The organism is Streptomyces varsoviensis (genome assembly GCF_000718635.1).
Lineage (GTDB): Bacteria > Actinomycetota > Actinomycetes > Streptomycetales > Streptomycetaceae > Streptomyces > Streptomyces varsoviensis.
The window spans coordinates 59526-84448 of record NZ_JOBF01000015.1 but is presented as its reverse complement, the minus strand read 5'-3'; the positions used below and the strand labels follow the sequence as shown (position 1 = coordinate 84448).

Annotated in this window: 22 protein-coding genes, 1 pseudogene and 1 riboswitch; of the genes and pseudogenes, 11 read left to right on the top strand and 12 right to left on the bottom strand. The window is 73.5% G+C overall.

The genetic code is table 11. The annotated features are described in order from the left end of the window. The first annotated feature begins 137 nt into the window (after positions 1 to 137). Complete coding sequence (locus IF55_RS22370) at positions 138 to 1709, top strand: phytoene desaturase family protein (RefSeq protein ID WP_063764021.1); 1572 nt, start codon at positions 138 to 140, stop codon at positions 1707 to 1709. A gap of 165 nt (positions 1710 to 1874) precedes the next feature. Here IF55_RS22370 and IF55_RS22365 read toward each other — a convergent pair whose 3' ends face one another. The 5 genes from IF55_RS22365 to IF55_RS22345 form a co-directional block, all read right to left on the bottom strand. Beyond that, positions 1875 to 2951, bottom strand: a complete 1077-nt coding sequence (locus IF55_RS22365; RefSeq protein WP_030883615.1) for a hypothetical protein — start codon at positions 2949 to 2951, stop codon at positions 1875 to 1877. A gap of 41 nt (positions 2952 to 2992) precedes the next feature. Further along, a complete protein-coding gene (gene metF / locus IF55_RS22360) occupies positions 2993 to 3910 on the bottom strand; it encodes a methylenetetrahydrofolate reductase [NAD(P)H] (protein WP_030883619.1) in 918 nt (305 codons plus the stop codon). A 182-nt stretch (positions 3911 to 4092) separates the two neighbouring features. Continuing rightward, positions 4093 to 4887, bottom strand: coding sequence for a thiamine phosphate synthase (gene thiE / locus IF55_RS22355; protein ID WP_106980447.1), 795 nt, complete (start codon positions 4885 to 4887; stop codon positions 4093 to 4095). Positions 4888 to 5138: 251 nt separating this feature from the next. Continuing rightward, entirely contained in the window at positions 5139 to 5504 is a 366-nt protein-coding gene (locus IF55_RS22350; RefSeq protein WP_030883623.1) for an Rv2175c family DNA-binding protein, read from the bottom strand. Positions 5505 to 5607: 103 nt separating this feature from the next. Next, complete coding sequence (locus IF55_RS22345; protein WP_030883625.1) at positions 5608 to 6837, bottom strand: NAD(P)/FAD-dependent oxidoreductase; 1230 nt, start codon at positions 6835 to 6837, stop codon at positions 5608 to 5610. A gap of 175 nt (positions 6838 to 7012) precedes the next feature. Next, positions 7013 to 7125: riboswitch (TPP riboswitch) on the top strand. On the opposite strand from IF55_RS22345, the gene thiO reads away from it, so the two are divergent. From thiO to IF55_RS22320, 5 genes are all read left to right on the top strand, one after another. After that, on the top strand, positions 7121 to 8350 hold the full coding sequence (gene thiO / locus IF55_RS22340; RefSeq protein ID WP_078644964.1) for a glycine oxidase ThiO: 1230 nt from the start codon (positions 7121 to 7123) through the stop codon (positions 8348 to 8350). Its footprint overlaps the riboswitch before it by 5 nt. A 16-nt stretch (positions 8351 to 8366) precedes the next feature. Beyond that, on the top strand, positions 8367 to 8591 hold the full coding sequence (gene thiS / locus IF55_RS22335) for a sulfur carrier protein ThiS (protein ID WP_030883632.1): 225 nt from the start codon (positions 8367 to 8369) through the stop codon (positions 8589 to 8591). Position 8592: 1 nt separating this feature from the next. After that, positions 8593 to 9429 (top strand): thiazole synthase, encoded by an 837-nt coding sequence (locus IF55_RS22330; RefSeq protein ID WP_048832312.1) that lies wholly within the window; start codon positions 8593 to 8595, stop codon positions 9427 to 9429. Positions 9430 to 9695: 266 nt separating this feature from the next. Continuing rightward, entirely contained in the window at positions 9696 to 11630 is a 1935-nt protein-coding gene (pknB, locus tag IF55_RS22325) for a Stk1 family PASTA domain-containing Ser/Thr kinase (protein ID WP_030883637.1), read from the top strand. Positions 11631 to 11635: 5 nt separating this feature from the next. Next, the gene (locus IF55_RS22320; RefSeq protein ID WP_030883640.1) at positions 11636 to 12508 is read left to right on the top strand and encodes a deoxyribonuclease IV; all 873 of its coding nucleotides are present in this window, start codon (positions 11636 to 11638) and stop codon (positions 12506 to 12508) included. Between the two features lie 72 nt (positions 12509 to 12580). Here the strand turns inward: IF55_RS22320 and IF55_RS22315 are convergent, their stop codons facing one another. Continuing rightward, positions 12581 to 13204 (bottom strand): sulfite oxidase-like oxidoreductase, encoded by a 624-nt coding sequence (locus tag IF55_RS22315; protein ID WP_030883643.1) that lies wholly within the window; start codon positions 13202 to 13204, stop codon positions 12581 to 12583. A 154-nt stretch (positions 13205 to 13358) separates the two neighbouring features. Here IF55_RS22315 and bfr point away from each other — a divergent pair, with 154 nt between their 5' ends. Continuing rightward, complete coding sequence (gene bfr, locus IF55_RS22310; protein ID WP_030883646.1) at positions 13359 to 13838, top strand: bacterioferritin; 480 nt, start codon at positions 13359 to 13361, stop codon at positions 13836 to 13838. A gap of 247 nt (positions 13839 to 14085) precedes the next feature. Here the strand turns inward: bfr and IF55_RS38700 are convergent. Both IF55_RS38700 and IF55_RS22300 read right to left on the bottom strand, forming a co-directional pair. After that, a pseudogene (locus tag IF55_RS38700) lies at positions 14086 to 14289 on the bottom strand ((2Fe-2S)-binding protein); the annotation flags it as partial. Between the two features lie 158 nt (positions 14290 to 14447). Continuing rightward, positions 14448 to 15797 (bottom strand): class II 3-deoxy-7-phosphoheptulonate synthase, encoded by a 1350-nt coding sequence (locus IF55_RS22300; protein WP_030883654.1) that lies wholly within the window; start codon positions 15795 to 15797, stop codon positions 14448 to 14450. Positions 15798 to 16173: 376 nt separating this feature from the next. Between IF55_RS22300 and IF55_RS22295 the strand changes: the two genes are divergently transcribed. Both IF55_RS22295 and IF55_RS22290 read left to right on the top strand, forming a co-directional pair. Beyond that, the gene (locus IF55_RS22295) at positions 16174 to 16713 is read left to right on the top strand and encodes a hypothetical protein (protein ID WP_051776166.1); all 540 of its coding nucleotides are present in this window, start codon (positions 16174 to 16176) and stop codon (positions 16711 to 16713) included. Positions 16714 to 16956: 243 nt separating this feature from the next. Next, a complete protein-coding gene (locus IF55_RS22290) occupies positions 16957 to 18879 on the top strand; it encodes an anthranilate synthase family protein (RefSeq protein WP_030883659.1) in 1923 nt (640 codons plus the stop codon). Positions 18880 to 19067: 188 nt separating this feature from the next. Here the strand turns inward: IF55_RS22290 and IF55_RS22285 are convergent, their stop codons facing one another. The 4 genes from IF55_RS22285 to IF55_RS22270 form a co-directional block, all read right to left on the bottom strand. Next, positions 19068 to 20096 carry a 6-phosphofructokinase gene (locus tag IF55_RS22285; RefSeq protein ID WP_030883661.1) on the bottom strand — a complete coding sequence of 343 codons (1029 nt, stop codon included), beginning with the start codon at positions 20094 to 20096 and terminating at the stop codon, positions 19068 to 19070. Between the two features lie 213 nt (positions 20097 to 20309). Beyond that, the gene (locus IF55_RS22280; protein ID WP_048832326.1) at positions 20310 to 20954 is read right to left on the bottom strand and encodes a response regulator; all 645 of its coding nucleotides are present in this window, start codon (positions 20952 to 20954) and stop codon (positions 20310 to 20312) included. A gap of 56 nt (positions 20955 to 21010) precedes the next feature. Further along, positions 21011 to 22279, bottom strand: a complete 1269-nt coding sequence (gene macS, locus IF55_RS22275) for a MacS family sensor histidine kinase (RefSeq protein ID WP_245661324.1) — start codon at positions 22277 to 22279, stop codon at positions 21011 to 21013. 24 nt (positions 22280 to 22303) lie between these two features. Continuing rightward, positions 22304 to 23068, bottom strand: a complete 765-nt coding sequence (locus tag IF55_RS22270) for a lysophospholipid acyltransferase family protein (protein WP_030883670.1) — start codon at positions 23066 to 23068, stop codon at positions 22304 to 22306. A 113-nt stretch (positions 23069 to 23181) separates the two neighbouring features. Here IF55_RS22270 and IF55_RS22265 point away from each other — a divergent pair, with 113 nt between their 5' ends. Both IF55_RS22265 and IF55_RS22260 read left to right on the top strand, forming a co-directional pair. After that, entirely contained in the window at positions 23182 to 23973 is a 792-nt protein-coding gene (locus tag IF55_RS22265; protein ID WP_030883673.1) for an alpha/beta hydrolase, read from the top strand. Positions 23974 to 24166: 193 nt separating this feature from the next. Continuing rightward, positions 24167 to 24808 (top strand): hypothetical protein, encoded by a 642-nt coding sequence (locus IF55_RS22260; RefSeq protein ID WP_030883675.1) that lies wholly within the window; start codon positions 24167 to 24169, stop codon positions 24806 to 24808. Positions 24809 to 24923 lie beyond the last annotated feature (115 nt).

Below are 24923 nucleotides of genomic sequence, written 5' to 3'. Positions count from 1 at the left end.
TCTGAGTACCTGTACTCAGACGTGAGTGCTGACCCCCACAGCCCCCGCTCCGGCCCATCAGCCCCGCCGGCCCCGACTGCCCCGCACGAGCACGGCGGCCGGCCGCGTTGTCAGTGGCGGCGGATAAGGTCACGGGCATGGCAAGGATTGCGGTGATCGGCGCCGGGATGGGCGCGATGGCGGCCGCCGCCAGGCTGGCCGTCGCGGGCCACCGGGTGGCGGTGTACGAGCGCGGGGACACGCACGGCGGCGGCGTGCGGCGGCTCGCGCGGGACGGCTTCGCCTTCGATACGGGGCCGGGGCTGCTGCACCTCCCGGCGGTCTACCGTGATCTCTTCGTCAAGACCGGCAAGGAGTCGCTGGAGCAGAGCGTCGAGCTGTCCCAGGTCGACCCGGCGAGCCGGCACCTCTTCCCGGACGGCACGGTCCTCTCGCTGCCCAACGCCTCGCGCGCGGGCGTCGTCCAGGCCCTGGACGGGGCCGTGGGCGCGGGCATGGGCGAGCGGTGGAGCGATCTCGTCAACCGGGCGCGCGAGGTGTGGGACGCGACGCGCAGACCGCTGCTGGAGGAGCCGCTGCGGCCGGACTGGCGGGTGCTGGGCCGCGACCCCTACCCGGCGCCCCGCAGGCGCGGGCTGTTCCGCCGGGGCGCCGGTCCGGCCATGCTGGCGGACGTCGGCAAGCGGGAGCTCCGGGACCCGCGCCTCGTCGCCCTCCTGGAGAGCTACGCCCTGGCGTACGGCTTCGACCCCCGGCGCGCGCCCGCGAGCGCCACGGCGCTGCCTTATCTGGAGCAGACGTTCGGCAGTTGGTACGTGCGCGGCGGGATGCGGGCGCTGGCCGACGCGCTGTACGAGCGGTGCCGCGCGCGGAAGGTGGAGTTCTCCTTCGGCTCCGAGGTGACGCGGATCGTCGAGAAGGACGGCCGTGCGGCGGGCGTCGAGCTGGCGGACGGGGCGGTCGCGGCGGCGGACTCCGTGGTCTGCGGCGTCGACCCCGCGCTGCTGGCCCCGATGCTCGGCGGGACGGGCCCCTGGGAGGAAGAGGACGTACGGCCGGGGGCGGGGCCGAAGCCGAACGCGGGGGCCGCGGGAGGCGACCGGGGCGTCGGGCGGTTCACGGTCTGCCTGGCGGTGCGCGGCGCGCGCCCCGAGAGCGCGGCGCACCGGACGGTCGTCCACGCCCCGGACCGTACGGCCGAGTTGGCGGGGGTCTTCGGGGACGGCGACGGCCGCCCGCGCGGGGCGCGCACGCCCTGCGAGCGGCCGACGGTGACCGTGCTGCGCCCGGACGACCCCACCACGCGCCCGGACGACGGCCACGAGGCCGTCACGCTGACGGCGGCCGTCGCCCCGCACGGCCCGGTCGACTGGCGGGACGCCGAGGCGGTGGAGAGATACGCCGACCGGTTGGCGGCGGTCGCCGAGGCGGCGGTCCCCGGGCTGCGGGACCGGACGCTGTGGCGCGCGGTGCGTACGCCGGCGGACACCGCCGCCGAGACCGGGGCGGTGGACGGCGCGGTCCCCGGGCCCGTACTCGCCGGTGCCGACGGCGAGTTCCTGCGCCCCGCCAACGCGACCCGGCTGCCGGGCCTGTACCTCGCGGGCGGCTGGTCGCACCCGGGCGGCGGCCTCGCCCACGCGGGCATGTCGGGTGCGATGGTGGCCGGTCTGATCGTGGACGGAGCCGACTGGCGCGGCTCCCAGTAGCCGCGCGGCCCGCGCCCCACGGGCCGTGCGGCCGGCGAAGCCCCCAACGCCCGTACGGGCGGCGGGTCACGGGTGCGAGGAGCACGGAGCCGGTCGCCCAGGAGGGTCAGCGGAGCGCGCCCAACGCCCTGCTCGTACACGCCTCTTGGAGTGGAAGGCGGCCGCTCAGTAGCGGTACCGCTCGTCGTAGCCCGTGCCGTGGCCCGACCCATGGCCGGTGTCGTGGCCCGTGCCGGGGGCCGGCTGCTGCTGTTCGTACGGGGAGGGCGCGGGCTGCTGCTGGTCCGGGGGCGGGTAGGGGGCGTTGAGGCCGCGCTGCTGGGGCACCCAGACCCCGCCGGGCGGGGTGTCGGCGTCGTACTGCTGCTGGGGCACGGGGTAGCCGTCCGGGCCGTACGCCTGGGGGGCGTAGCCGCCGGGGTAGCCGCTCGCGTCGTTCTGCTGGGGGGCGTAGGGCGCGTACGGGTCGTACGAGGGCTGCTGGGCCGAGCCGATGTACGGGTCGGAGTACGCGGCGTACTGCTGCTGGCCGTAGTCGAACTGCCCGGCGGCGTAGGGGTCCTGAGCGGTCCCGTCGCCCTGGGGGGCGTAGCCGGCGTAGGCGTCGTACGTGCCGTAGCCCGCGGCGGCGGGGCCGGTGGCGTAGCCGTTCTGGTCGTAGCCGGTGTACTGGCCGGTCGGCACCTGCTCCGGCGCCGACTCCGGAATCGGCGCCGCCTCCGGAGTCGGCACGTGCTCCGGCGTCGGGGCCGGCGCGGCCGGGAAGGCGTCCTCGGCCATGGCGATCGGCGGCATCTGCGCGGTCTGCTCCACCAGCGGCGCGTCGGCGGCGCTCCCGCCACTCCCGCCGCCGGTCCCGCCCGCGCGCCCGGCCGCCGCGCCCTCGGCCGCTTCCTTGACCGGTTCCTCTTCGACGTCGCTGACCTGGAGCTTGGGCTCGGCGGCCCGGGCGGACCGGGAGGACTTGCGCCGCCGCTTGACGGACGGCCGGCCGCCGATCGCCCACCCCTCGGAGAAGCCGCGGCGGAAGGAGAGCGTCACATAGGTCTGCCCGACCGCGAAGGCGATGGCGCCGACCGCGATGACCGGCACGGAGGGCATGAGCACGCCGGCGACCACGCCGAGGAAGCCGAAGAAGGCGAGCAGCCGCCAGCGCAGCCGGGCCTTGTGCTGCAGGAGCACCTCGCTCAGCAGCCAGAGCGCGACGGCGCCGAACGCGATGTAGAGGACCGCCCAGCCCATATACGCCCCTCTCGTGCGGCCGCCGCTCGCCGGACAGGCCGTCAGGACCGCTGATGCAGTCCCAGATTCTCGTAGATTTCCAGGGTCGCCGTGGAGTGGTTCAGGGTGATGAAGTGGAGTCCGGGGATGTCCTCAGCCATCAGCCGGGCGCACAGCTCCGTGGCGTACTCGATACCGATTGAGCGTACAGCGGCCGGGTCGTCCTTCACCGCGAGGATCCGGTTCGCCAACTCCGCCGGGAACACGGCATTGCTGAGCTGTGCGAACCGCTCGATCTGCCGGACGTTCGTGACCGGCATGATCTCCGGAATGATCGGTGTCGCACAACTCGCCGCCGCGACGCGGTCCCGCAGCCGGAGATAGTCCTCGGCGTTGAAGAACATCTGTGTGATGGCGAAGTCCGCCCCGGCGCGGCACTTGTCGACGAAATGCCGGATATCGGTGTCCCAGTCGGTGGAGCGCGGGTGCATTTCGGGGTAGGCCGCGACGCCGACGCAGAAATCGCCGGACTCCTTGATGAGCCGTACGAGTTCGGCGGCGTAGGTGACGCCCTCGGGGTGCGGGACCCAGTCGCCGAGCGGATCGCCGGGCGGGTCGCCGCGCAGGGCGAGCATGTTGCGGATGCCGGCGTCGGCGTACTGCCCGATGACGTTGCGCAGCTCGGTCAGCGAGTGGTTGACGGCGGTGAGGTGGGCGACGGGGGTGAGCGTGGTGTCGGTGGCGATCCGCTCGGTGGCCCGCACCGTCCCCTCACGCGAGGAGCCGCCCGCGCCGTAGGTCACGGAGACGAAGGTGGGGGCGACCGCCTCGACCCGGCGGATGGCGTTCCACAGTGTCCGCTCGCCCTTCTCGGTCTTCGGGGCCATGAACTCGAATGAGTAGGAGCGCTCACCGGAGGCGAGCAGGTCACGCACCGTACGTGCGCGGTCTGTCCTGGTGGAAGGTGTGCCAAGGGCCATACGGGCAGGTTAACCGGGGCCCGTCGGGCCCCCAACCCTGTCCCGCGTTATGACCCTTTCAGCGAGCTTTCGGCACGCCTCAGCCGAGATTTCGCCACGATCGTGTCCACCCCTTGGACACCATTCGCCCAGCCCCCGGACGATCGGTAGGCCCCGGGGCGGCTCCACGCCGCCCCTCGTGATCACGCTCCGTAGGCGCGGACGCGCTTGGCGAGCCCGGCCGCGGCGGCTCCCGGATCGTCGGCCTCGGTGATGGCGCGCACCACGACGACCCGCCGGGCGCCCGCTTCGAGCACTTCGTCCAGGTTCGATCCGTCGATGCCGCCGATCGCGAACCAGGGCCGTACGGTCGCGAGCGAGGCGGCGTACCGCACCAGGGCCAGCCCGGGGGCGTGCCGGCCGGGCTTGGTCGGGGTGGGCCAGCAGGGACCCGTGCAGAAGTAGTCCACGCCCGGCTCGACGGCCGCGGCGGCGGCCTCGGACTCGGCGTGGGTGGAGCGGCCGATCAGCGTCTCCGCGCCGAGGATCGCCCGCGCGGCCGGCACCGGCAGGTCGCCCTGGCCCAGGTGCAGCACGTCGGAGCCGATGGCGTGCGCGACGTCCGCGCGGTCGTTGACGGCGACGAGCTTGCCGTGCCGGCGGGCCGCGGCGGCGAAGACCGCCAGGTGCTCCAGCTCCTCCCCCGCCTCCATGCCCTTGTCCCGGAGCTGGACGATGTCGACGCCCGAGGAGAGGACGGCGTCGAGGAACTCGGGCAGGTCGCCTTGGCGCTTGCGCGCGTCGGTGCACAGGTAGAGCCGGGCGTCGGCGAGCCGCTCCCGCGCGCTCACCGGGGCGCCGCGGACCGCCGGAGCGTCGGAGCCCCCAGGGGCGTCGCGGGCCGCCGGAGCCTCGGAGTTCCCCGCGGGCCCCGGGGTGCCTGCGGCTCCCGAAAGTGCTGCGGCATCAGCGGCGTCTGTGGCACCTGTGGCGGACATGCGGCGAGTTTCCCCCCGGGTCGGCGGTGTACGGACCGTGGCACGCGGCCCCGGCCCGTACACCGAGCGGTTGGATAGGTGATTGCTGTGCGGCTGCGGACATTCCCGGCTGATACGCCCCGTACGGCCCATGCAGTCCGTACGGCCCCGCGAGCCCGTACGGCCTGAGGGAACTGCCACAGGCTGATACGGGCTCAGGGGGACCGCCGAAAGGCGGCGGATCAGCCGGCGGCCCGGACGGGCCGGCGGGGTCAGACGGCGAGCGCCTGAGCCCGGCGCTTCACCTCCGTGCCGCGATTCTCACGCAGGGCCTGCGCCGGGGTCCCCGGCAGGGTCGGGTCGGGGGTGAAGAGCCACTCCAGCATCTCCACGTCGCTGAAGCCGTCGTCCCGCAGGAGCGTCAGGGTGCCGGCCAGGCCCTTGACGACCTTGGCGTCGCCGATGAAATCGGCGGGCACCTGGAGCGCCCTGTTCTCGCCACGGCGCACCGCGATCACCTGGCCCTCCTTGACGAGCTGCCGGACGCGCGTCACCTCGACGCCGAGCCGTTCGGCGATGTCGGGCAGGTTGAGCCAGGCGGGGACGAGAGCATCGATCTTTGCGTCAATCTCGGTCACGGGACAAGCCTGCCATCTAGGACTGACAGTCGGTAGCCGGGAGGCCGTCGGACGCGCGGCGCCCGTGTCGCGCCCGGCCCGCCCCACCCGGCCTCGGGCAGCCTCAGACGGTCGCGGACTTCAGCGGCACCGACGGGTCCGCGGCCTGCCGCTGGTCCAGCCGGGCGCCCCGTTCGATGAGCTTGCGGCCCTGGGCGAGGTCCCGGGGGCGGCCCACGGCGAGGAGCGCGACCAGGACGCCCTGGCGCAGCCAGCACACCGACCAGGCGGCGGTGGCGGGATCGCCGCGCCACAGGAGTTCGTCGGCGGCGGCGTGGTGCCCCGCGTACTGCACGAACCGGCCGAACTGCTCGGACCAGAAGTAGGGCACCGGGTCGTACAGCGGCCCCTCCGCCTCGCCGCGCACGATGTTGGCGGCGACGGTGCGCGGCCCCTGGAGCGCGTTGTCCCAGTGGTGGACGAGCAGCCGCTCGGCGTAGCGGGCGGACGGGAAGGAGGCGCAGTCGCCGACCGCGTAGATGTCCGGGAGGCTGGTGCGCAGCCGCTCGTCGGTGACCACGGACCGGTCCGCGGCCAGCTCGATGCCGGTTCCGGCCAGCCAGTCGGTCGAGGGGCGCGCGCCGATCCCGACGACCACCGCGCCGGCCGTCAGCCGGGTGCCGTCGTCCAGCAGCACGGCGCCCTCGGAGAGGGAGACGACCCGGGCGCCGGTGAGCAGTTCGGCGCCGCAGTCGGCGTACCAGCCGACCATGTGGGCGGCGACCTCGGCCGGGAGGGCGCCCGCGAGCGGCCGGTCGGCGGCCTCCACGACGGTCACCTTGCACCCCGCCTCGCGGGCGGCGGTCGCGAACTCCGCGCCGATCCAGCCCGCCCCGACCACCACGACATCGTGCTGGTCGGCGAGGACGGGGCGCAGCCGCGTCGCGTCGTCGAGGGTGCGCAGCAGGTGGACGCCGGGGATGCCCTCGGTGCCGGGCAGCACGACGGGCTCGGCGCCGGTGGCGATGACGAGCCGGTCGTAGGGCTCGGGGCCGTCGGCGGTGTCCAGGACGCGCTCCTCGGGCCGCAGCCCGGTGACCTCGCGGCCGAGGCGCAGGTCGATGCCGAGGGAGTCGAAGTCCACCTCGAAGGCGGAGCCCTCGGACTTGCCGAGCAGCACGGCCTTGGAGAGCGGCGGTCGGTCGTAGGGCTGATGGGGCTCCGCGCCGAGCAGTGTGATCGCGCCGGTCCAGCCCTGTTCGCGTAGGGCTACGGCGGTCTGCACCCCGGCCACCCCCGCGCCGACGATCACGACACGACGCTGGTCACTGGTGGTATTCGTCTGATCGCTCACCCGCTCACTGTATGGCTGCGAACGCGCCGAGCCGGAGCGTCGCGCAGCGAGATCTCCACCACAACCGGGGCCCGGGGCGGCCCGGTTGCGCCCCGGGCGGCTCCCTGGCCCGTATCCGACACTCTCGTCCGGCCGGCTTCCGGCCGATTCGGGGCGCGTACTAGGGTGGCGGGCGTAGAGCACTCGCGGGAGCCCGGGCGGACCGGGCTGAGAGGGAGGCTGGGCGGCCTCCGACCGTACGAACCTGATCCGGGTCATGCCGGCGAAGGGAGGGGCTGGACGCATGCACGCGTCTTCTTCGCAGCCGCCAGAGGTCTCCGAGATCGGCGAGGTCTCGGGGACGGGCCGTACCGTCCGTACCGTCGACGTTCTCGTCATCGGCGGCGGCATCATCGGGCTGGTCACCGCTTGGCGGTCGGCCCAGCTCGGACTGCGCACCGCCGTCGCGGACCCCGCGCCCGGCGGGGGCGCCGCCCAGGTCGCGGCCGGGATGCTGGCCGCCGTCACCGAACTGCACTACGGCGAGCAGGATCTGCTCGCCATCAACCTGGCCTCGGCGCGCCGCTATCCGGCGTTCGCGGCGGAGCTGGCGGAGGCGAGCGGCCAGGAGATCGGCTATCGCGCCTGCGGCACGCTCGCCGTCGCCCTCGACGCCGACGACCGCGCCCACCTGCGGGAACTGCACGAGTTGCAGCAGCGCTCCGGCCTCGACTCGCAGTGGCTGTCGGGGCGCGAGTGCCGCCGCCTGGAGCCGATGCTCGCGCCGGGCGTACGCGGCGGCGTGCGGGTCGACGGCGACCACCAGGCCGACCCGAGGCGCCTCGCCCGCGCCCTGCTGACGGCCTGCGAGCGCGCCGGCGTCGTCTTCCACCGGGCCGAGGCGCGGCGCCTCCTGGTGGAGGCGGACCGGGCGACCGGCGCCGAGCTGGCCGATGGCTCCCGCGTCCGCGCGGACCGGACCGTGCTCGCGGCGGGCAGCCACAGCGCGCGCCTCGCGGGCGTCCCCCCGCACGTGGTGCCCCCGGTCCGCCCGGTCAAGGGCCAGGTCCTGCGGCTGCGCGTGCCCGGCCCGTACGCGCCGTTCCTCTCCCGGACCGTACGGGCCGTGGTGCGCGGCGGCCCCGTCTACCTGGTGCCGCGCGAGAACGGCGAGCTGGTCCTGGGCGCGACCACCGAGGAGCTGGGCTGGGACACCACCGTCACCGCGGGCGGCGTGTACGAGCTGCTGCGCGACGCGCACGAGCTGGTGCCCGGCATCACGGAGCTGCCGCTCGTCGAGACCCGCGCCGGGCTGCGCCCCGGCTCCCCCGACAATGCGCCGCTGCTCGGGCCGACCGCCCTGCCCGGCCTCCTCGCGGCCACCGGCCACCATCGCAACGGCGTCCTGCTGACCCCGTTCACCGGGGACGTGATGGGCCGGGTGCTGGCCGGCGAGGCGCTCCCGGAGGCGGCCCGGCCCTTCTCCCCGCAGCGTTTCCCGGCCCGCGCAGCCCACCAGGAGCAGCCCGCATGAACCAGGAGCAGCCCGTATGACCTCCTCCCCGCCCGCCTCCGTCCGGCTCTCCCTCAACGGCGAGCCCCGCGAGGTCCCCGCCGGTCTGACCCTGGACCGGCTGGTGGCCACGCTCACCGCCGCGCACAGCGGCGTCGCCGCCGCCGTCAACGAGACCGTCGTGCCGCGCGGCCAGTGGCAGGCCACCGCGCTCGGCGACGGCGACCGCGTCGAGGTCCTCACCGCGGTCCAGGGAGGCTGACATGACCGACACCGCGTTCCTTCCAGAGGCCGCCGGGACGGCAGCGGCAGAGGACCCGCTGACCATCGGCGGCACCGTCTTCGGCTCCCGGCTGATCATGGGTACGGGCGGCGCGCCCAGCCTGGACGTCCTGGAGCGCTCCCTGCTCGCCTCGGGCACCGAGCTGACCACGGTCGCCATGCGCCGCCTGGACGCGACCGTGCAGGGCTCGGTGCTCTCCGTGCTCTCCCGGCACGGCATCCGGGTGCTGCCGAACACCGCGGGCTGCTTCACCGCCGGCGAGGCCGTCCTCACCGCGCGGCTGGCCCGCGAAGCCCTCGGCACCGACTGGGTCAAGCTCGAAGTCGTCGCCGACGAGCGGACCCTGCTGCCCGATCCGATCGAGCTGCTGGACGCCGCCGAGACCCTTGTCGACGACGGCTTCACCGTGCTGCCGTACACCAACGACGACCCCGTGCTCGCCCGCAAGCTGGAGGACGCGGGCTGCGCCGCGATCATGCCGCTGGGCTCGCCCATCGGCTCCGGCCTGGGCATCCGCAACCCGCACAACTTCCAACTGATCACCGAGCGCGCCGGCGTCCCGGTGATCCTGGACGCCGGCGCGGGCACCGCCTCCGACGCCGCGCTCGCCATGGAGCTGGGCTGCGCCGCCGTGATGCTCGCCTCGGCGGTGACCCGCGCGCAGGAGCCGGCGCTGATGGCCGCCGCCATGCGGCACGCCGTCGAAGCGGGCCGGCTCGCGTACCGCGCGGGCCGCATCCCGCGCCGGCACTTCGCGCGGGCGTCCTCGGCCATGGAGGGGCTGGCGGAGCTGGACCCGGAACGCCCGGCGTTCTGACCGGCCCGGCCCTTCCGGCAGGCGCCGCCCCGCCCGTACACCGCACAACAGCCGCGCGCCCGCGCCCGTACGCACCACAGCCGCGAAGCCGCATCGCGTCGCCCGTACGCGCCCGCGCAATCGCCCCGGCCCACCCGTACGCGCCCGCGCGCATCGCCCCGCACCCGCCCGTACGCGCCGGTCGCTGTCACCGTTCGGCTTCAGTACGGGCGGCGGCGGGCGCGCGGCACCGGCGGTGTCGGTGACTGCTCGTAGACTCGTCTGTCGTGGATACGACCCTTCAGGACCCCCTCGTCGGGCAGTTGCTCGACGGCCGCTACCGAGTCGAGGCGCGGATCGCCGTCGGTGGCATGGCCACGGTCTACCGGGCCGTCGACACGCGGCTCGACCGCGTGCTCGCGCTCAAGGTGATGCATCCGGCGCTCGCCGCGGACGGCGCCTTCGTGGACCGGTTCATCCGGGAGGCGAAGTCGGTGGCGAGGCTCGCGCACCCCAATGTGGTGGGCGTCTTCGACCAGGGCACCGACGGCACGTACGTCTATCTCGCGATGGAGTACGTGGCCGGGTGCACGCTGCGCGACGTGCTGCGCGAGCGCGGCGCGCTCCAGCCGCGCGCCGCGCTCGACATCCTGGAGCCGATCCTCGCCGCGCTGGGCGCCGCCCACCGGGCGGCCTTCGTGCACCGCGACATGAAGCCCGAGAACGTGCTGATCGGCGACGACGGCCGGGTCAAGGTCGCCGACTTCGGGCTCGTACGGGCCGTGGACAACAACACCACCGCCTCCACGGGGTCCGTGCTCGGCACGGTGTCGTACCTCGCCCCCGAGCAGATCGAGCACGGCACCGCGGACACCCCGGCCGACGTGTACGCGTGCGGCGTGGTGCTCTACGAGATGCTGACCGGCGCCAAGCCGCACACCGGCGGCACCCCGGCGCAGGTCCTCTACCAGCACCTCCACGACGACATCCCGCCGCCGTCCGAGACGGTGCCGGGGCTGCCCGCCGTGCTGGACGACCTGGTGGCCGCCGCGACCGCCCGCGACCCCGAGGCGCGCCCCGCCGACGCGGTGGCGCTGCTCGGCCTGGCGCGGGCGGCGCGGGCCGCGATGAGCGACGCGGAGCTGGACGCGATGCCGCCGCGGGCGCAGACGGTGGCGCACGACGGTTCCGAGGACCGTACGAGCGTCCTGCCGCGCTCCATCGAGGCGCGGGCGGCGCGGGCCGCGGACGACGCCTCGTACGCCCGTACGACCCGGCTGGAGCGGCCGCCCGCCCCGCCCGCCGGCCCCCCGGAAGCGGCGGCGGCCGGCCGTCGCGGGCCGCGCCGCCCGGTGCTGGCGCTGCTCGGAGCGGTGCTGGTGATCCTGGTGGGCACGGGCGTCTGGTACATCAATTCCGGCCAGTTCTCCACGGTGCCGGCCGTCCTCGACCTCACCCGGGCGCAGGCGGAGCACAAGCTGGCGGAGGCCGGGCTCAAGACGAAGGCGCGGCAGGACTTCAGCGACGTGGTGGAGCGCGGCCATGTCATCGGCACCGACCCCAAGCCGGGCGGCCGCGTCCGCGGCAACGGCACGGTGACCCTGACCGTCTCGCGGGGCCCGGAGCACACCAAGGTGCCCAATGTCGCGGGCATCCCGCTCGACCAGGCCAAGAAGCAGATCAAGGACGCCGGTCTGACGGTCGGCACGGTCCGCCAGGAGTTCAGCGACGAGACGGCCCAGGGCTCGGTGCTCACCACCGAACCGGGGCCCGGCAGCGAGCGCAGGCCGGACTCGGCCGTGGCGCTCACCGTCAGCAAGGGCAAGAAGCTCGACGTCCCCGAGGTGACGGGCGACTCGGTCGAGGACGCCGCCAAGGAGCTGACCGAGAAGGGCTTCAAGGTGAAGATCGCCGACGAGCGGGTCTTCTCCGAGGAGGACAAGGGCGATGTCGCCCGGCAGTCCCCGGCCAAGGACGCTCCGGCGGCGAAGGGCGACACCATCACGCTCACGGTCTCCAAGGGCCAGGAGATGGTCGAGGTCCCGGACGTCACGGGCGACAAGGTGGACGACGCCAAGAAGAAGCTGTCCGACCTCGGGTTCGAGGTCGAGGTGAAGAAGCCGTTCTTCTTCCCGAAGGACACCGTGGACAAGCAGTCGGTCCACGGCGGCGACGAGGCCCCCAAGGGCAGCAAGATCACGATTACGCTCAAGGGACTCTGAGACTCATGCGCAACCCCGTAGGCGGCCACATCCCCGTGGCCGGCGGACTCGCGAAGACCGGCCTGCCGTACGCGGCGGAGATGGGCGCGGAGGCCGTGCAGGTCTTCGTCGCCAACCCGCGCGGCTGGGCGACGCCGGCGGGCGACCCGAAGCAGGACGAGGCGTTCCGGGCCGGCTGCGCCGCGCGGTCCCTGCCCGTGTACGTCCACGCGCCGTACCTGATCAACTTCGGCTCCCACACCGAGGCGACGGCGGAACGTTCCGTCGAGTCGCTGCGCCACTCGCTGCGGCGCGGCCGGGACATCGGCGCGCGCGGCGTCGTCGTCCATACGGGCGCGGCGACGGGCGGCCGGCCCCGGAGCGAGGCGCTGGCGCAGGTCCGCGAGCGGCTGCTGCCGCTGCTGGACGAGCTGACCCACGAGGACGACCCGTGGCTGCTGCTGGAGGGGACGGCCGGGCAGGGCGCCTCGCTCTGCTCCCGGATGGCGGACCTCGGCCCGTACTTCGACGCGCTGGACCGCCACCCGAAGCTCGGCGTCTGCCTGGACACCTGCCATGTCTTCGCGGCGGGCCACGATCTGGCCGGGCCCGGCGGGATGAAGCAGACGCTCGACGAGCTGGTGTCGGTGGTGGGCGAGGGCCGGCTGAAACTGATCCACGCCAACGACTCCAAGGACGTCGTGGGCGCGCACAAGGACCGGCACGAGAACATCGGTTCCGGCCATATCGGGGCCGAGCCGTTCCGCGAGCTGTTCGCGCACCCGGCGACGGAGGGCGTGCCGCTGACGATCGAGACGCCGGGCGGCAAGGAGGGCCACGCCGCGGACGTCGCGCGGCTGAAGGCCCTGCGCGACGGGCCGGAAGAGACCGGGGCGTAAGAGACGGGGGCGTAGGAGACCTGCCGCCGGGGCGGGCGTCGGCCGCTGCCCCGGACCGCCCGCGAGCGGCTTCTAGAGTTCCGGGCCGTCGCCCGGTTCCTCCTGGTAGGAGTAGCGCTGCTCGCGCCACGGGTCGCCGATGTTGTGGTAGCCGCGCTCCTCCCAGAAGCCGCGGCGGTCGGCGGTCATGTACTCGATGCCGCGGACCCACTTGGGGCCCTTCCACGCGTAGAGGTGCGGGACCACGAGCCGGGCCGGAAAGCCGTGCTCGGCGGTGAGCGGGTCGCCGTCCTTGTGGGTGGCGAAGATGGTCTTCGGGCTGGTGAGGTCGGACAGCCGCAGATTCGAGCTGAAGCCGTACTCGGCCCAGACCATCACATGGGTCACATCGCTCGCCGGCGGCGCGAGCGCGACGAGCGCGGTGGCGGGGACGCCGCCCCACTCGGAGCCGAGCATGCTGAACTTCGTCACGCAGTGCAGGTCGGCGGTGATGGTGTCGTACGGCAGCGCCGCGAACTCCTCGTGCGTCCAGCAGTGCTTGTCGCCGTCGGCCGTGGCGCCGAAGACCCGGAACTCCCAGCGGTCCGGCCGGAACTTGGGGACGGGCCCGTAGTGCGTCACCGGCCAGCCGCGCTGCAGCCGCTGCCCCGGGGGCAGCTTGAGGTGGTCTCCCTCACGACTCTGCGACTGACCCATGGGTCCATGGTGTCAGACCTTCGGGTATGGCCATGACCAGCACAACCACTATTGGGGCAACTCATACTAAGCGTGCACTTACTGGACGGCCCGTAAGGGCGGTGGAAGGATGCGCGCAACTTGCCCGTCCCCCCGCTTGGAAGGAGCCTTGGCGATGCAGGGCGACCCCGAGGTCATCGAATTCCTCAACGAGCAGTTGACCGCCGAGCTGACCGCGATCAACCAGTACTTCCTGCACGCGAAGATGCAGGAGAACTTCGGCTGGACCAAGCTCGCGAAGTACACCCGCTCCGAGTCGTTCGACGAGATGAAGCACGCGGAGATCCTCACCGACCGCATTCTGTTCCTGGAGGGTCTGCCCAACTACCAGCGGCTCTTCCACGTCCGGGTCGGCCAGACGGTCACCGAGATGTTCCAGGCGGACCGGCAGGTGGAGGTCGAGGCCATCGACCGGCTGCGGCGCGGGGTGGAGGTCATGCGGGCCAAGGGCGACATCACCTCGGCCAATATCTTCGAGTCGATCCTGGCGGACGAGGAACACCACATCGACTACCTCGACACCCAGCTCGACCTGGTCGAGAAGCTCGGGGAGGCGCTGTACATCGCGCAGGTCATCGAGCAGCCGGACAGTTGACCGCGGGGCGCCCCGGCGGCGGGCGGGTGGCGAGGCGTGGGCGGCCGGAGGGTCAGGCGGCTTCGGCCCGGTACGGCGGGGGCTCGACGCCGATGGAGGGCGGCTCGGTCCCGATGGACGGCGGTTCGGCCCCGACCGACGGCCGATCCGTCCCGATCGACGTCCGATCGGTTCCCGTCGGCGTCTGCGCGGCCGTGATCGACGGTTGATCGGTCCCGATCCGCGAGGGCTGCGCCGCGAGCGCCGTGGGCTCGCCCCGGTCGAGCAGTTGCCGGCGGGGGCAGGCGCCCCGGCCGAGCAGGGCCTGGATGCGCTTGACGCAGCCTCCGCAGTCCGTGCCCGCCTTGCAGGCCGACGCTATCTGGCGAGGGGTGCACGCCCCGGTGTCCGCGTGGTCGCGAACCTGCTGCTCGGTGATGCCGAAGCAGGAGCAGACGTACACGCGGTTCACCACCCGAGATCGCTTAGTGAGGTTACCCTTACCTTACCCGCTCCGGAGGGCCGCGAACAACGCCGTGGGGCGCGGATCACAGGATCGATCCGCGCCCCACAGTTCGTAGCCCCACTGTGCGTAAGCCGTACCGCCCGCTTACCAATGCCGGACGACGCTCACTGGTCCCGGTACATCTCCGCGACCAGGAACGCCAGGTCCAGCGACTGGCTGCGGTTGAGCCGCGGGTCGCACGCCGTCTCGTAGCGCTGGTGCAGATCGTCGACGAAGATCTCGTCGCCGCCGCCCACGCACTCCGTGACATCGTCGCCGGTCAGCTCGACGTGGATGCCGCCCGGGTGGGTGCCGAGGCCCTTGTGCACCTCGAAGAAGCCCTTGACCTCGTCCAGCACGTCGTCGAAGCGGCGGGTCTTGTGGCCGGAGGCCGCCTCGAAGGTGTTGCCGTGCATCGGGTCGCAGACCCACACGACCTGCGCGCCGGACGCCGTGACCTTCTCCACCAGGGTGGGCAGCCGGTCGCGGATCTTGTCGGCTCCCATCCGGGTGATGAAGGTGAGCCGGCCGGGCTCGCGCTCGGGGTCGAGCCGCTCGATGAGGGTCAGCGCCTCTTCCGGGGTGGTCGTCGGGCCGAGCTTGACGCCGATCGGGTTGCGGATCTTGGAGGCGAACTCCAGGTGCGCGCCGTCGAGCTGGCGGGTGCGCTCGCCGACCCAGACCATGTGGCCGGAGACGTCGTAGAGGTCGCCGGTCCGCGAGTCGACGCGGGTCAGCGCGGACTCGTAGTCGAGGACCAGCGCCTCGTGCGAGGCGTAGAACTCGACGGTCCGGAACTCCTCCGGGTCCGCCCCGCAGGCGTTCATGAAGTTCATCGCGCGGTCGATCTCGCGGGCGAGCGCCTCGTAGCGCTGCCCGGAGGGCGAGGACTTCACGAAGTCCTGGTTCCAGGCGTGCACCTGGCGCAGGTCCGCGTAGCCGCCGGTGGTGAAGGCGCGCACGAGGTTCAGTGTGGCGGCGGAGGCGTGGTACATCCGCTTGAGCCGCTGCGGGTCCGGGGTGCGGGCCGCGGCGGTGAACTCGAAGCCGTTGACGGAGTCGCCGCGGTACGTCGGCAGGGTCACCCCGTCGCGGGTCTCGGTCGGCTTCGAGCGGGGCTTGCTGTACTGGCCGGCGATCCGCCCGACCTTGACCACCGGCACCGACCCGGCGTAGGTCAGCACGGCGCCCATCTGGAGCAGCGTCTTGAGCTTGTTGCGGATCTGGTCGGCGCCGACGGCGTCGAACGCCTCGGCGCAGTCGCCGCCCTGGAGCAGGAACGCCTCACCACGGGCGACCGCTCCCAGGCGCTGACGGAGCTGGTCGCACTCGCCCGCGAAGACGAGCGGCGGATAGGACTCAAGCTCCGCGATCACATCGCGCAGAGCCTCTTGGTCCGGCCAGTCGGGCTGCTGCGCCGCGGGAAGGGAGCGCCAGGTGTTGCCACCGGCGTGGGATTCAGCGTTCACGGTCACCCGCCACAGGTTACGTGGTCGCGGCGGCGCGTCGGCCCCGCGCCCGGAAGATGAGACGGCCGACACGCCCGTACGCCTCGCCCTACGTCTCTTGGCCGGTATGCCCGTACGCGCTCTGCCGACACCTCTTACGCCGTTCCCTATGCGGCCCGGTCGGCGTCCGTACGGCTTGTCGTACGTGCCCGCGCCGCCGCGTCCGTACGCCCGTACGAGCCTCCGCACGCTTCCGTTTGGGGCCCGAGTCCATGGAAGCCCGAAAAATGGCCGATTATGACCGTTTGGTGAAGGAGTTGTGGTCAGGGTGTGACCGCATCTGGGACTCTCTCTCCGCCTCGGTCGGGTCACGGCCGGGGCCGACGTCTTGCGAGGAGTGCCTGTGAAGATCTTCCGCAGCTCCACCATCGTCACCGCCGCCGCGGCCGCCGCCGCGCTGCTGCCGCTCGCCGCCGCGCCGGCCGAGGCCGCGCCGCCCGCCACCCACCCGGGGATGACCTGGGCGCGGATGGCCGACGGCCCCGACGGCAGCGTCCGGGTCGGCGGGCCCGGCGGCACGCAGAGCGACCCGTACAAGGGCGACACCCCCGCCACCGCGCAGCTCCCGGTGCTCTGCCTGAGAGTCGACGGCAGCCCGCTGCCGGACGGGCTGACCCCGGACTTCTACGGGGGCTGGGCGCAGGGCACCGTCGCGGCGAGCCGGCCCGTGAAGGGCTCCCGGCTCAACAGCCGGGCCGCCGCCGACAGCGTGTGCGCGGCGGCCTTCGGCGCGGGCTGGCGGATGGCCGAGTTCCACGACGGCCGCTACGGCCCCGACCTCCAGTACTCGGGCGGCTGGTCGTTCTGGGCCTACGGCGACCTGCCGAAGAACACCCGGTTCTGGACCGCGATCGACGACCAGCCGGCCAACCCCTGGAACTGACCCTTCCGGTACGGACGGGCCGGCTCGTCTCCCCGAACGCCGCGTTCCGGGCCGGTCCGTCCGGTAAGGTGACCGGCATGTTCGCGCACGCAGTACTGACACACTCGAACCAGGCTTGGTGGTGGACCGCTTACTCGGCGGCCCGCTGATCGCGCGTACATCCAGACTTCGCGAAGGCCGCCCGAGGGGCGGCCTTCCGTGCGTTCCACGGCCGTTCCTCCTCACGACAGAAGGAACCCCGCCATGCGACACGACACCGCCGCCCTGGTGGCACGGCTGCTCGACGCCGACTGCCCGCCGTTCGCCCTGCTGCACCGCCGCACGCCCGGCCGCGCCGAGGACACCGTCGAACTCCTCCTCGGGCCGGTCGTCGAGGCCGAGCGGCTGACCGACATCCCCCTGCCCACCGGGGCACCCGGGGCGCGGACCGGCCCGGTGCACGACGCGCTCGCGCTGGTGCCGTTCCGGCAGATCCGCGAGCGCGGCTTCGACGTGCGCGACGACGGGACGCCGCTGTCGGTGCTGCTCCCCCGCGAGTGCCACGAACTGCCGCTCGCCGACGCCCTGGCCGCCCTGCCCGCGCACGAGGTACGGGTCGAGGACGGCCGCTTCGACGTGAGCGACGACGCGTACGCGCGGATCGTGGAGCGGGTCGTCGAGGACGAGATCGGCACGGGCGAGGGCGCCAACTTCGTCATCCGGCGGACCTTCGACGGCCGTATCGACGGCTTCGGCGCCGCCGACGCCCTGGCCCTCTTCCGGCGGCTGCTGGCCGGCGAGCGCGGCGCGTACTGGACGTACGTCGTGCACACCGCGGAGCGGACGCTGGTCGGCGCCAGCCCCGAGGTGCACGTGCGGATGTCCGGCGGGACCGTCGTGATGAACCCGATCAGCGGCACCTACCGCTACCCGGCCGAGGGCCCCGGCGCCGACGGGCTGCTGGCGTTCCTGCACGACCGCAAGGAGGTGGAGGAGCTGTCGATGGTCGTCGACGAGGAGCTGAAGATGATGTGCACCGTCGGCGACATGGGCGGCGTCGTGGTCGGCCCGCGGCTCAAGGAGATGGCCCACCTCGCGCACACCGAGTACGAGCTGCGCGGGCGGACCTCGCGGGACGTGCGGGACGTGCTGCGGGAGACGATGTTCGCCGCGACCGTCACCGGCTCGCCCGTGCAGAACGCCTGCCGCGTCATCGAGCGGTACGAGCACCACGGGCGCGGCTACTACGCCGGGGCGCTGGCCCTCATCGGCCGCGACGCGGGCGGCGCGCAGACCCTGGACTCGCCGATCCTGATCCGCACCGCCGACATCGGCGGCGACGGCGCGCTCAAGGTGTCGGTGGGCGCCACGCTCGTACGCCGCTCCGACCCGCGTGCCGAGGTCGCCGAGACGCACGCCAAGGCCGCCGGGGTGCTCGCCGCGCTCGGGGTGCGGCCCGCGCCCGTACGCGACACGGCGGCGCCGGCGGCGCGGCTGGCGGACGATCCGCGGGTGCGGGCCGCCCTGGACGCCCGGCGCGACGACCTCGCGCCGTTCTGGCTGCGGATGCAGACGGCGGAGCTGACCGGCGGGCTGCGCGGCCACGCGCTGGTCGTCGACGCCGAGGACACCTTCACCGCGATGCTCGCGCACCTGCTGCGCTCCTCCGGGCTCCAGGTGACGGTGCGGCGCTACGACGAGCCGGGGGTACGGGCGGCGGCGCTGGCCCACGGCGGGCCGGTGGTCCTGGGCCCCGGTCCCGGCGACCCCACGGACACCGCCCACCCCAAGATGCGCTTCCTGCGCTCCCTCACCGCCGAACTGCTGCGCGGCCACCGGCACGGGCTGCTGGGCGTGTGCCTCGGCCACGAACTCATCGCGGCGGAACTCGGCCTGGAGATCGCCCGCAAGGCGGTGCCCCACCAGGGCGCCCAGGAGAGCATCGACTTCTTCGGCCGTACGGAGACCGTCGGCTTCTACAACACCTTCACCGCCCGCTGCACCGACCGGGCCGAGGTGGAACTCGCCATGCACCGCGTCGAGCTGAGCCGCGACGCCGCGACCGGCGACGTCCACGCCCTGCGCGGCGCGGGCTTCGCCGGGGTGCAGTTCCACCCGGAGTCGGTGCTGACGCTGAACGGGGCGGCGATCGTGGCGGACGTGATGGCGGCGGTGTCGGTCGGCTGACGATCGCCTGGCGCGGCCTGCGACAGAGACCGCCGAGCGGGAGGCCGCGCCCAGGCCCCGCTCGGACCGGCGCTCGGACCGGGCCCGGGCACGGGCTCTGGCGGAGTCGCCGGGCTCCCGCGACGTGGGCCGGGCCCGGCCACTCGGTCCTGGCCGCACGGTCGCCCGGCCCCCGGCCGGAGAAGCCGTCAGCCGAAGAAGACACCCACCTCGGCGTACAGCTCGGGGGCGACGGTCTTGAGCTTCGCCGTCGCCTCGGCGAGCGGGACGCGGACGACGTCCGTGCCGCGCAGGGCGACCATCGAGCCGTACGCGCCGTCCCGCACCGCCTCGATGGCGTGCAGCCCGAACCGGGTGGCGAGCCAGCGGTCGAAGGCGCTGGGGGTGCCGCCGCGCTGCACATGGCCGAGCACGGTCGTCCGGGCCTCCTTGCCCGTGCGCCGCTCGACCTCCTTCGCCAGCCACTCCCCCACTCCCGACAGCCGGACGTGGCCGAAGGAGTCCTGCGACTGGTCCTTGAGGACCATGTCGCCGTCCTTCGGCATGGCGCCCTCGGCGACGACGACGATCGGGGCGTAGCTGGACTTGAACCGGGAGGTGACCCAGGAGCAGACCTGGTCGACGTCGAAGCGCTGCTCGGGGATGAGGATGACGTTGGCGCCGCCCGCGAGCCCCGAGTGCAGGGCGATCCAGCCCGCGTGCCGGCCCATCACCTCGACCACCAGGACGCGCATGTGCGACTCGGCGGTGGTGTGCAGCCGGTCGATGGCCTCGGTGGCGATGTTGACGGCGGTGTCGAAGCCGAAGGTGTAGTCGGTCGCCGAGAGGTCGTTGTCGATGGTCTTGGGCACGCCGACGCAACTGACGCCGTACTCGCCCGAGAGCCGGGCCGCGACGCCGAGGGTGTCCTCCCCGCCGATCGCGATGAGCGCGTCGACCTCCTGCTTGGCAAGGTTCTCCTTGATCCGGCGGATACCGTTCTCCACCTTGAGGGGGTTGGTCCGCGACGACCCCAGGATCGTGCCGCCGCGCGGCAGGATGCCGCGGACGGCCGGGATGTCCAAGGGCACCGTGGCCCCTTCGAGCGGCCCGCGCCAGCCGTCCTTGAAGCCGGCGAACTCGTATCCGTACTCCTGGACGCCCTTGCGGACGACCGCGCGGATGACCGCGTTGAGCCCGGGGCAGTCGCCCCCACCGGTCAGCACTCCGACCCGCATGGATTCTCTCCTTCTCGCACAGGGACCCGACCCCGGCCACGCTAATAGTGATCCACGCCACAAGGGATGCCCCACCCGGCGAATTCCCCGCCCCGGCAGGCGACTTGACCCAAAGCGTTCACCCGTACGAGCGCACGCCGAATCGACACGACGGCACGATCGGGCGGCGAGAAGGCGCGAACGGCGGTGCCGCACGCGAGCGCGGCGGCTCGGCTACGCCTCGTCGAGGCCGCGTTCTATGGCGTAGCGGACCAGTTCCACGCGGTTGTGGAGCTGGAGCTTGCCGAGGGTGTTCTGGACGTGGTTCTGGACGGTGCGGTGGGAGATGACGAGGCGTTCGGCGATCTGTTTGTAGGAGAGGCCCTTGGCGACGAGGCGGAGGACTTCCGTTTCGCGGTCGGTGAGCTGGGGGGCCTTGGGTTCGTCGGGGGCGGCGGGGAGGGGGTCGGTGGCGAGGCGGCGGTATTCGCCGAGGACCAGGCCGGCGAGGCCGGGGGTGAAGACGGGGTCGCCGGCGGCGGTGCGGCGGACGGCGTCGACCAGCTCCTCCGTGCTGGCGGACTTCATCAGATAGCCGGTGGCGCCGGACTTCACCGCCTCCAGGACGTCGGCGTGCTCGCCGCTCGCGGAGAGGACCAGCACCCGCAGCGCGGGGTTCTCGCCGACCAGCTCGCGGCAGACGCGCACGCCGGGCATGCCGGGCAGGTTGAGGTCCAGGACCAGCACGTCCGGCGCGGCGGCCTGGGCGCGGCGCACCGCCTGCGGGCCGTCGCCGGCCGTGGCGACCATGTCGAACCCGGCCGCGGCCAGGTCGCGGGCGACCGCGTCCCGCCACATCGGGTGGTCGTCGACGACCATGACCTTCAGCGGCCGGTCGTCCGCCGCCCCGCCCACCGTCTCGCTCTCGCTCTCACTCACTGCCGTCCTCCATTCCCCCGCGGAACTCTCAACTCGACTTCCGTGCCCTGCCCCGGTACGGACACCAGCTCGGCGCTGCCGCCCAGGTCCCGCAGCCGCCCGCGGATGGACAGCGCGACGCCCATCCGCCCCTCCCGCTCGGCGTCCGCGAGCCGCCCCTCGGCGATGCCGGGGCCGTCGTCCCGTACCGTCACGAGCACTTCCCCCGGCTCGTCCTCCAGCAGAATCCAGGCCCGCGCCTCCTCGCCCGCGTGCTGGCGCACATTGTCCAACGCGGCACTGACAGCGGCCGCCAGCTCCACCGCCGCCCCCGCCCCGAGCAGCACCGGGGAGCCCGGTTCGGCGAAGGAGACCCGCGCCCCGGCGTGCACGGCGAGCAGCACCCGTACGTCGCAGAGCCCGTCGTCGCCGTCTCGCGGCGCGGCCGGCAGCTCCCCGGACGCCCGTACGGCCTGTACCAGCTCGGCGTCCTTGGCGTCCTTGGCGTCCTGCTCGGGTGTGCGCTGGGACGGCACCAGCCCGCTGGAGACCAGGGAGCGCAGCGCGATCTCCTGCTCGCCCGCCATCCGGCCCAGCTCCGCGGCCTCGCCGCCGATCTCCGCGCCGCGCCGCTGCACCATGGCCAGCACCTGGAGGACGCTGTCGTGGATGTCGCGGGCGAGCCGTTCGCGCTCGCGGGTCGCCGCCTCGATCTGGAGGGCGCGGGCCAGGGTCCGCTCACTGGCGCGGGCCACCTCGACGATGTAGCCGATGGCGATGGAGGCGACCCAGACGAGCAGCACGTTGTGGACGGTGTCGCGGGCGATGCCGCCGCGCTCGACGAGGTTGGCGATGGCCACGAGGGTGGAGGCGAGCGCGGCCCACCGCCAGCCGCCCTTGATCGCGAAGCCGAGGACCGCGCCGGCCACCCAGATGGACGGCAGGGTGGGCGCCCCGTCGTCTATCCGGGCCCAGGAGTCGACGGCGGAGGTGAGCAGGATGCCGCCGAGCGCGATCGTGAGGTCGGCGATCAGGAACCGTTTGGTGCAGCGCTCCGGGGACGTGGTCCGGCTCCAGGTCAGCGCCATCCAGCCGGTGAGGCCCGCCATGTAGCAGGCGGCGCCGAGGGGGTGTGCGAAGTCGCGGTAGTTGACGATGAAGAGGGCGAGCGCGTAGCCGAGCGTCAGAATGCGGTAGCCGGTCAGCGCCCGCCACAGCGGCAGCTCGACCGACATCCGTATGACACGCGGCGGTTTCGTCCGCCGCCCGCCTCTGTCCTGTGCCATTGCCCCATCCCTCGCCGGGAGCGGCTACGCCCCGGGCTTGCGCGCCTTGGCGGCCTCGGCCCCCTTGGCCTTCGCGGCCTTCTCTTCCTCGGCGGCCTTCTTCGCCTCTTCGGCGATCTGCCGCTTGGCGGCCGTCGCGTAGATGTCCACGTATTCCTGGCCGCCGAGCTTCATGATCTCGTACATGACCTCGTCGGTCACCGAGCGCAGGATGAACCGGTCGCTCTCCATGCCGTGGTAGCGGCTGAAGTCCAGCGGTTCGCCGATCCTGATGCCCGGCCGCATCAGCTTGGGCATCACCTTGCCCGGCGGCTGGATCTTCTCGGTGTCGATCATCGCGACGGGGATGACGGGCGCCCCGCTGGCCAGCGCCACCCGGGCGAGCCCGCCCGGCTTGCCGCGGTAGAGGCGGCCGTCCGGTGACCTGGTCCCTTCCGGGTAGATGCCGAACAGCTCGCCGCGCGCCAGCACGTCCAAGCCGCTCTTGATCGCCGCGTCGCCGGCCCCCCGCCCGCCCGAGCGGTCCACCGGGAGCTGGCCCACCCCCTTGAAGAAGGCGGCGGTCAGCTTCCCCTTGACCCCCGGGGAGGTGAAGTACTCCGCCTTCGCGATGAAGGTGACCTTGCGGTGGAGGACGGCCGGGAGGAAGAAGGAGTCCGAGAACGACAGGTGGTTACTGGCCAGAATCGCGGGGCCCTCGTCGGGGATGTTCTCCAGGCCCTCCACCCACGGCCGGAAGGCGACCTTCAACGACCCGCCGATGGACAGCTTCATAGCGCCGTAGAACAACCGAGGACCTCCTGTATGCGACGAGGAGACCTTACCTGCCTACCCGCCGTGCGGCGCTCCGCGTACGCTGAGGTGCAGACCCTCCCGCCCCCCTTGACCGATCGGAGACATCGGTGCCGCTCCTCCCCGGAGCCGAGCCGTTCCGCCACGAAGGCGGAGAGGTAGGCGTCCTCGTGTGTCACGGCTTCACCGGCTCCCCGCAGTCCGTCCGGCCCTGGGCCGAGTACCTCGCCGGGCGGGGCCTGACGGTGTCCCTGCCGCTGCTGCCCGGCCATGGCACGCGCTGGCAGGACATGCAGGTCACCGGCTGGCAGGACTGGTACGCGGAGGTGGACCGGGAGCTGCGGGCGCTGCGCGAGCGCTGCGCGGAGGTCTTCGTGTGCGGGCTGTCGATGGGGGGCACGCTGGCGCTGCGGCTGGCCGCCGAGCACCCCGCGGGCGTGCGCGGCCTCGTGCTGGTCAACCCCGGCAACAAGCTGCACGGCCCGGCCGCCCGGACGCTGCCCGTGACCCGGCATCTGGTCCGTACGGCCAAGGGCATCGCCAGCGACATCGCCAAGCCCGGCTCCCCGGAGATCGGCTACGACCGGGTGCCGCTGCACGCCGCGCACTCGCTGCGCCGCCTCTTCCAGGTGGTCGACGCCCAACTGCCGCGGGTCACCCAGCCGTTGCTGCTGATGCACAGCCCCGAGGACCATGTGGTGCCGCCGGTCGACTCGGCGCGCATCCTGGGCCGTGTCTCCTCGCGGGACGTCACGGAGCGGCTGCTGGAGCGCAGCTACCACGTGGCGACGCTCGACTACGACGCGGACTTCGTCTTCGAGGAGACGTACGCGTTCATCGGCCGGCTCGCCCCGAGCGCCGCCGAGCGCGCCGGCAAGGAGGGGACGGCCGCCAGTGGCTGAACGAAACGCGGATCGCGAGGACGGTCGCGATCCGCTGAGCGGTACGGGCGGCGGGAGCGGCGAGGGCCGGCCCGCGAAGGGCGCGGACGAACCGGCCCCCGGGGCGCCGGAGGAGGCGGGGCCCGCCGCGCCGGCCACGCCCGCAGCCGACGCGCCGAAGCCTGCGGCGGACCCCGCGCCGGAGCCGCTCGACGTGAACGACGAGGCCGACGAGGCCGACGAGGACGAGATCTGGGCGCGGCTCGTCGCCGCGTACGGGGAGCAGCCCGACCCGGAGACCGGCCGCTGGCCCGCCACCGGCGGCGACACGGCGTACGACGCGCCCGGCGATACACCGCCCGGCGGCGCGCGGTCCGACGGTGCGCGGTCCGGGGACGCGCGCCCCGGCGACGAACTGCCGCGCGACGAGCGGAAGGGGCCGGTCAAGGAGGCGCCGGACCCGGCGCTGCCCGAGCAGGACCAGCCGAACCGGCTCGACAAGCCGGGCGGGGCGGGCGGGCCCGGCCGGTCCGCGGGCGGCTTCGTCGTGTACGCCCCCGGCGTCGGCCCCCGCGACTACACCCCGGCCGAGGAGGGCCCCGACGAGGGCCATTTCGTGCCGCCCGAGCCGCCGCCGCTCCCCTCCATGGACGTCACGGCCCGCTTCGCCTGGCTCGCGGTCCTCGGCGGCCCGCTGCTGCTGCTCGTCATGGTCCTGCTCCGCCAGGAGCTGACCTGGTGGATCACCACGCTGGGCGTCGGCGGCTTCCTCGGCGGCTTCGCCACGCTGGTCATACGGATGAAGGACAGCGACGACGAGGAGGACGACGACCCGGGCCGCGGCGCGGTCGTCTGAACCCCGGCCCCGGTACGTACGAGCGCCGGTACGTACGAGAGCCCTGGTACGTACGAGCGCCCGCCCGGAATCCCCTCCCGGGCGGGCGCTCTCTCGATCCACGGGCCCGGCCCAC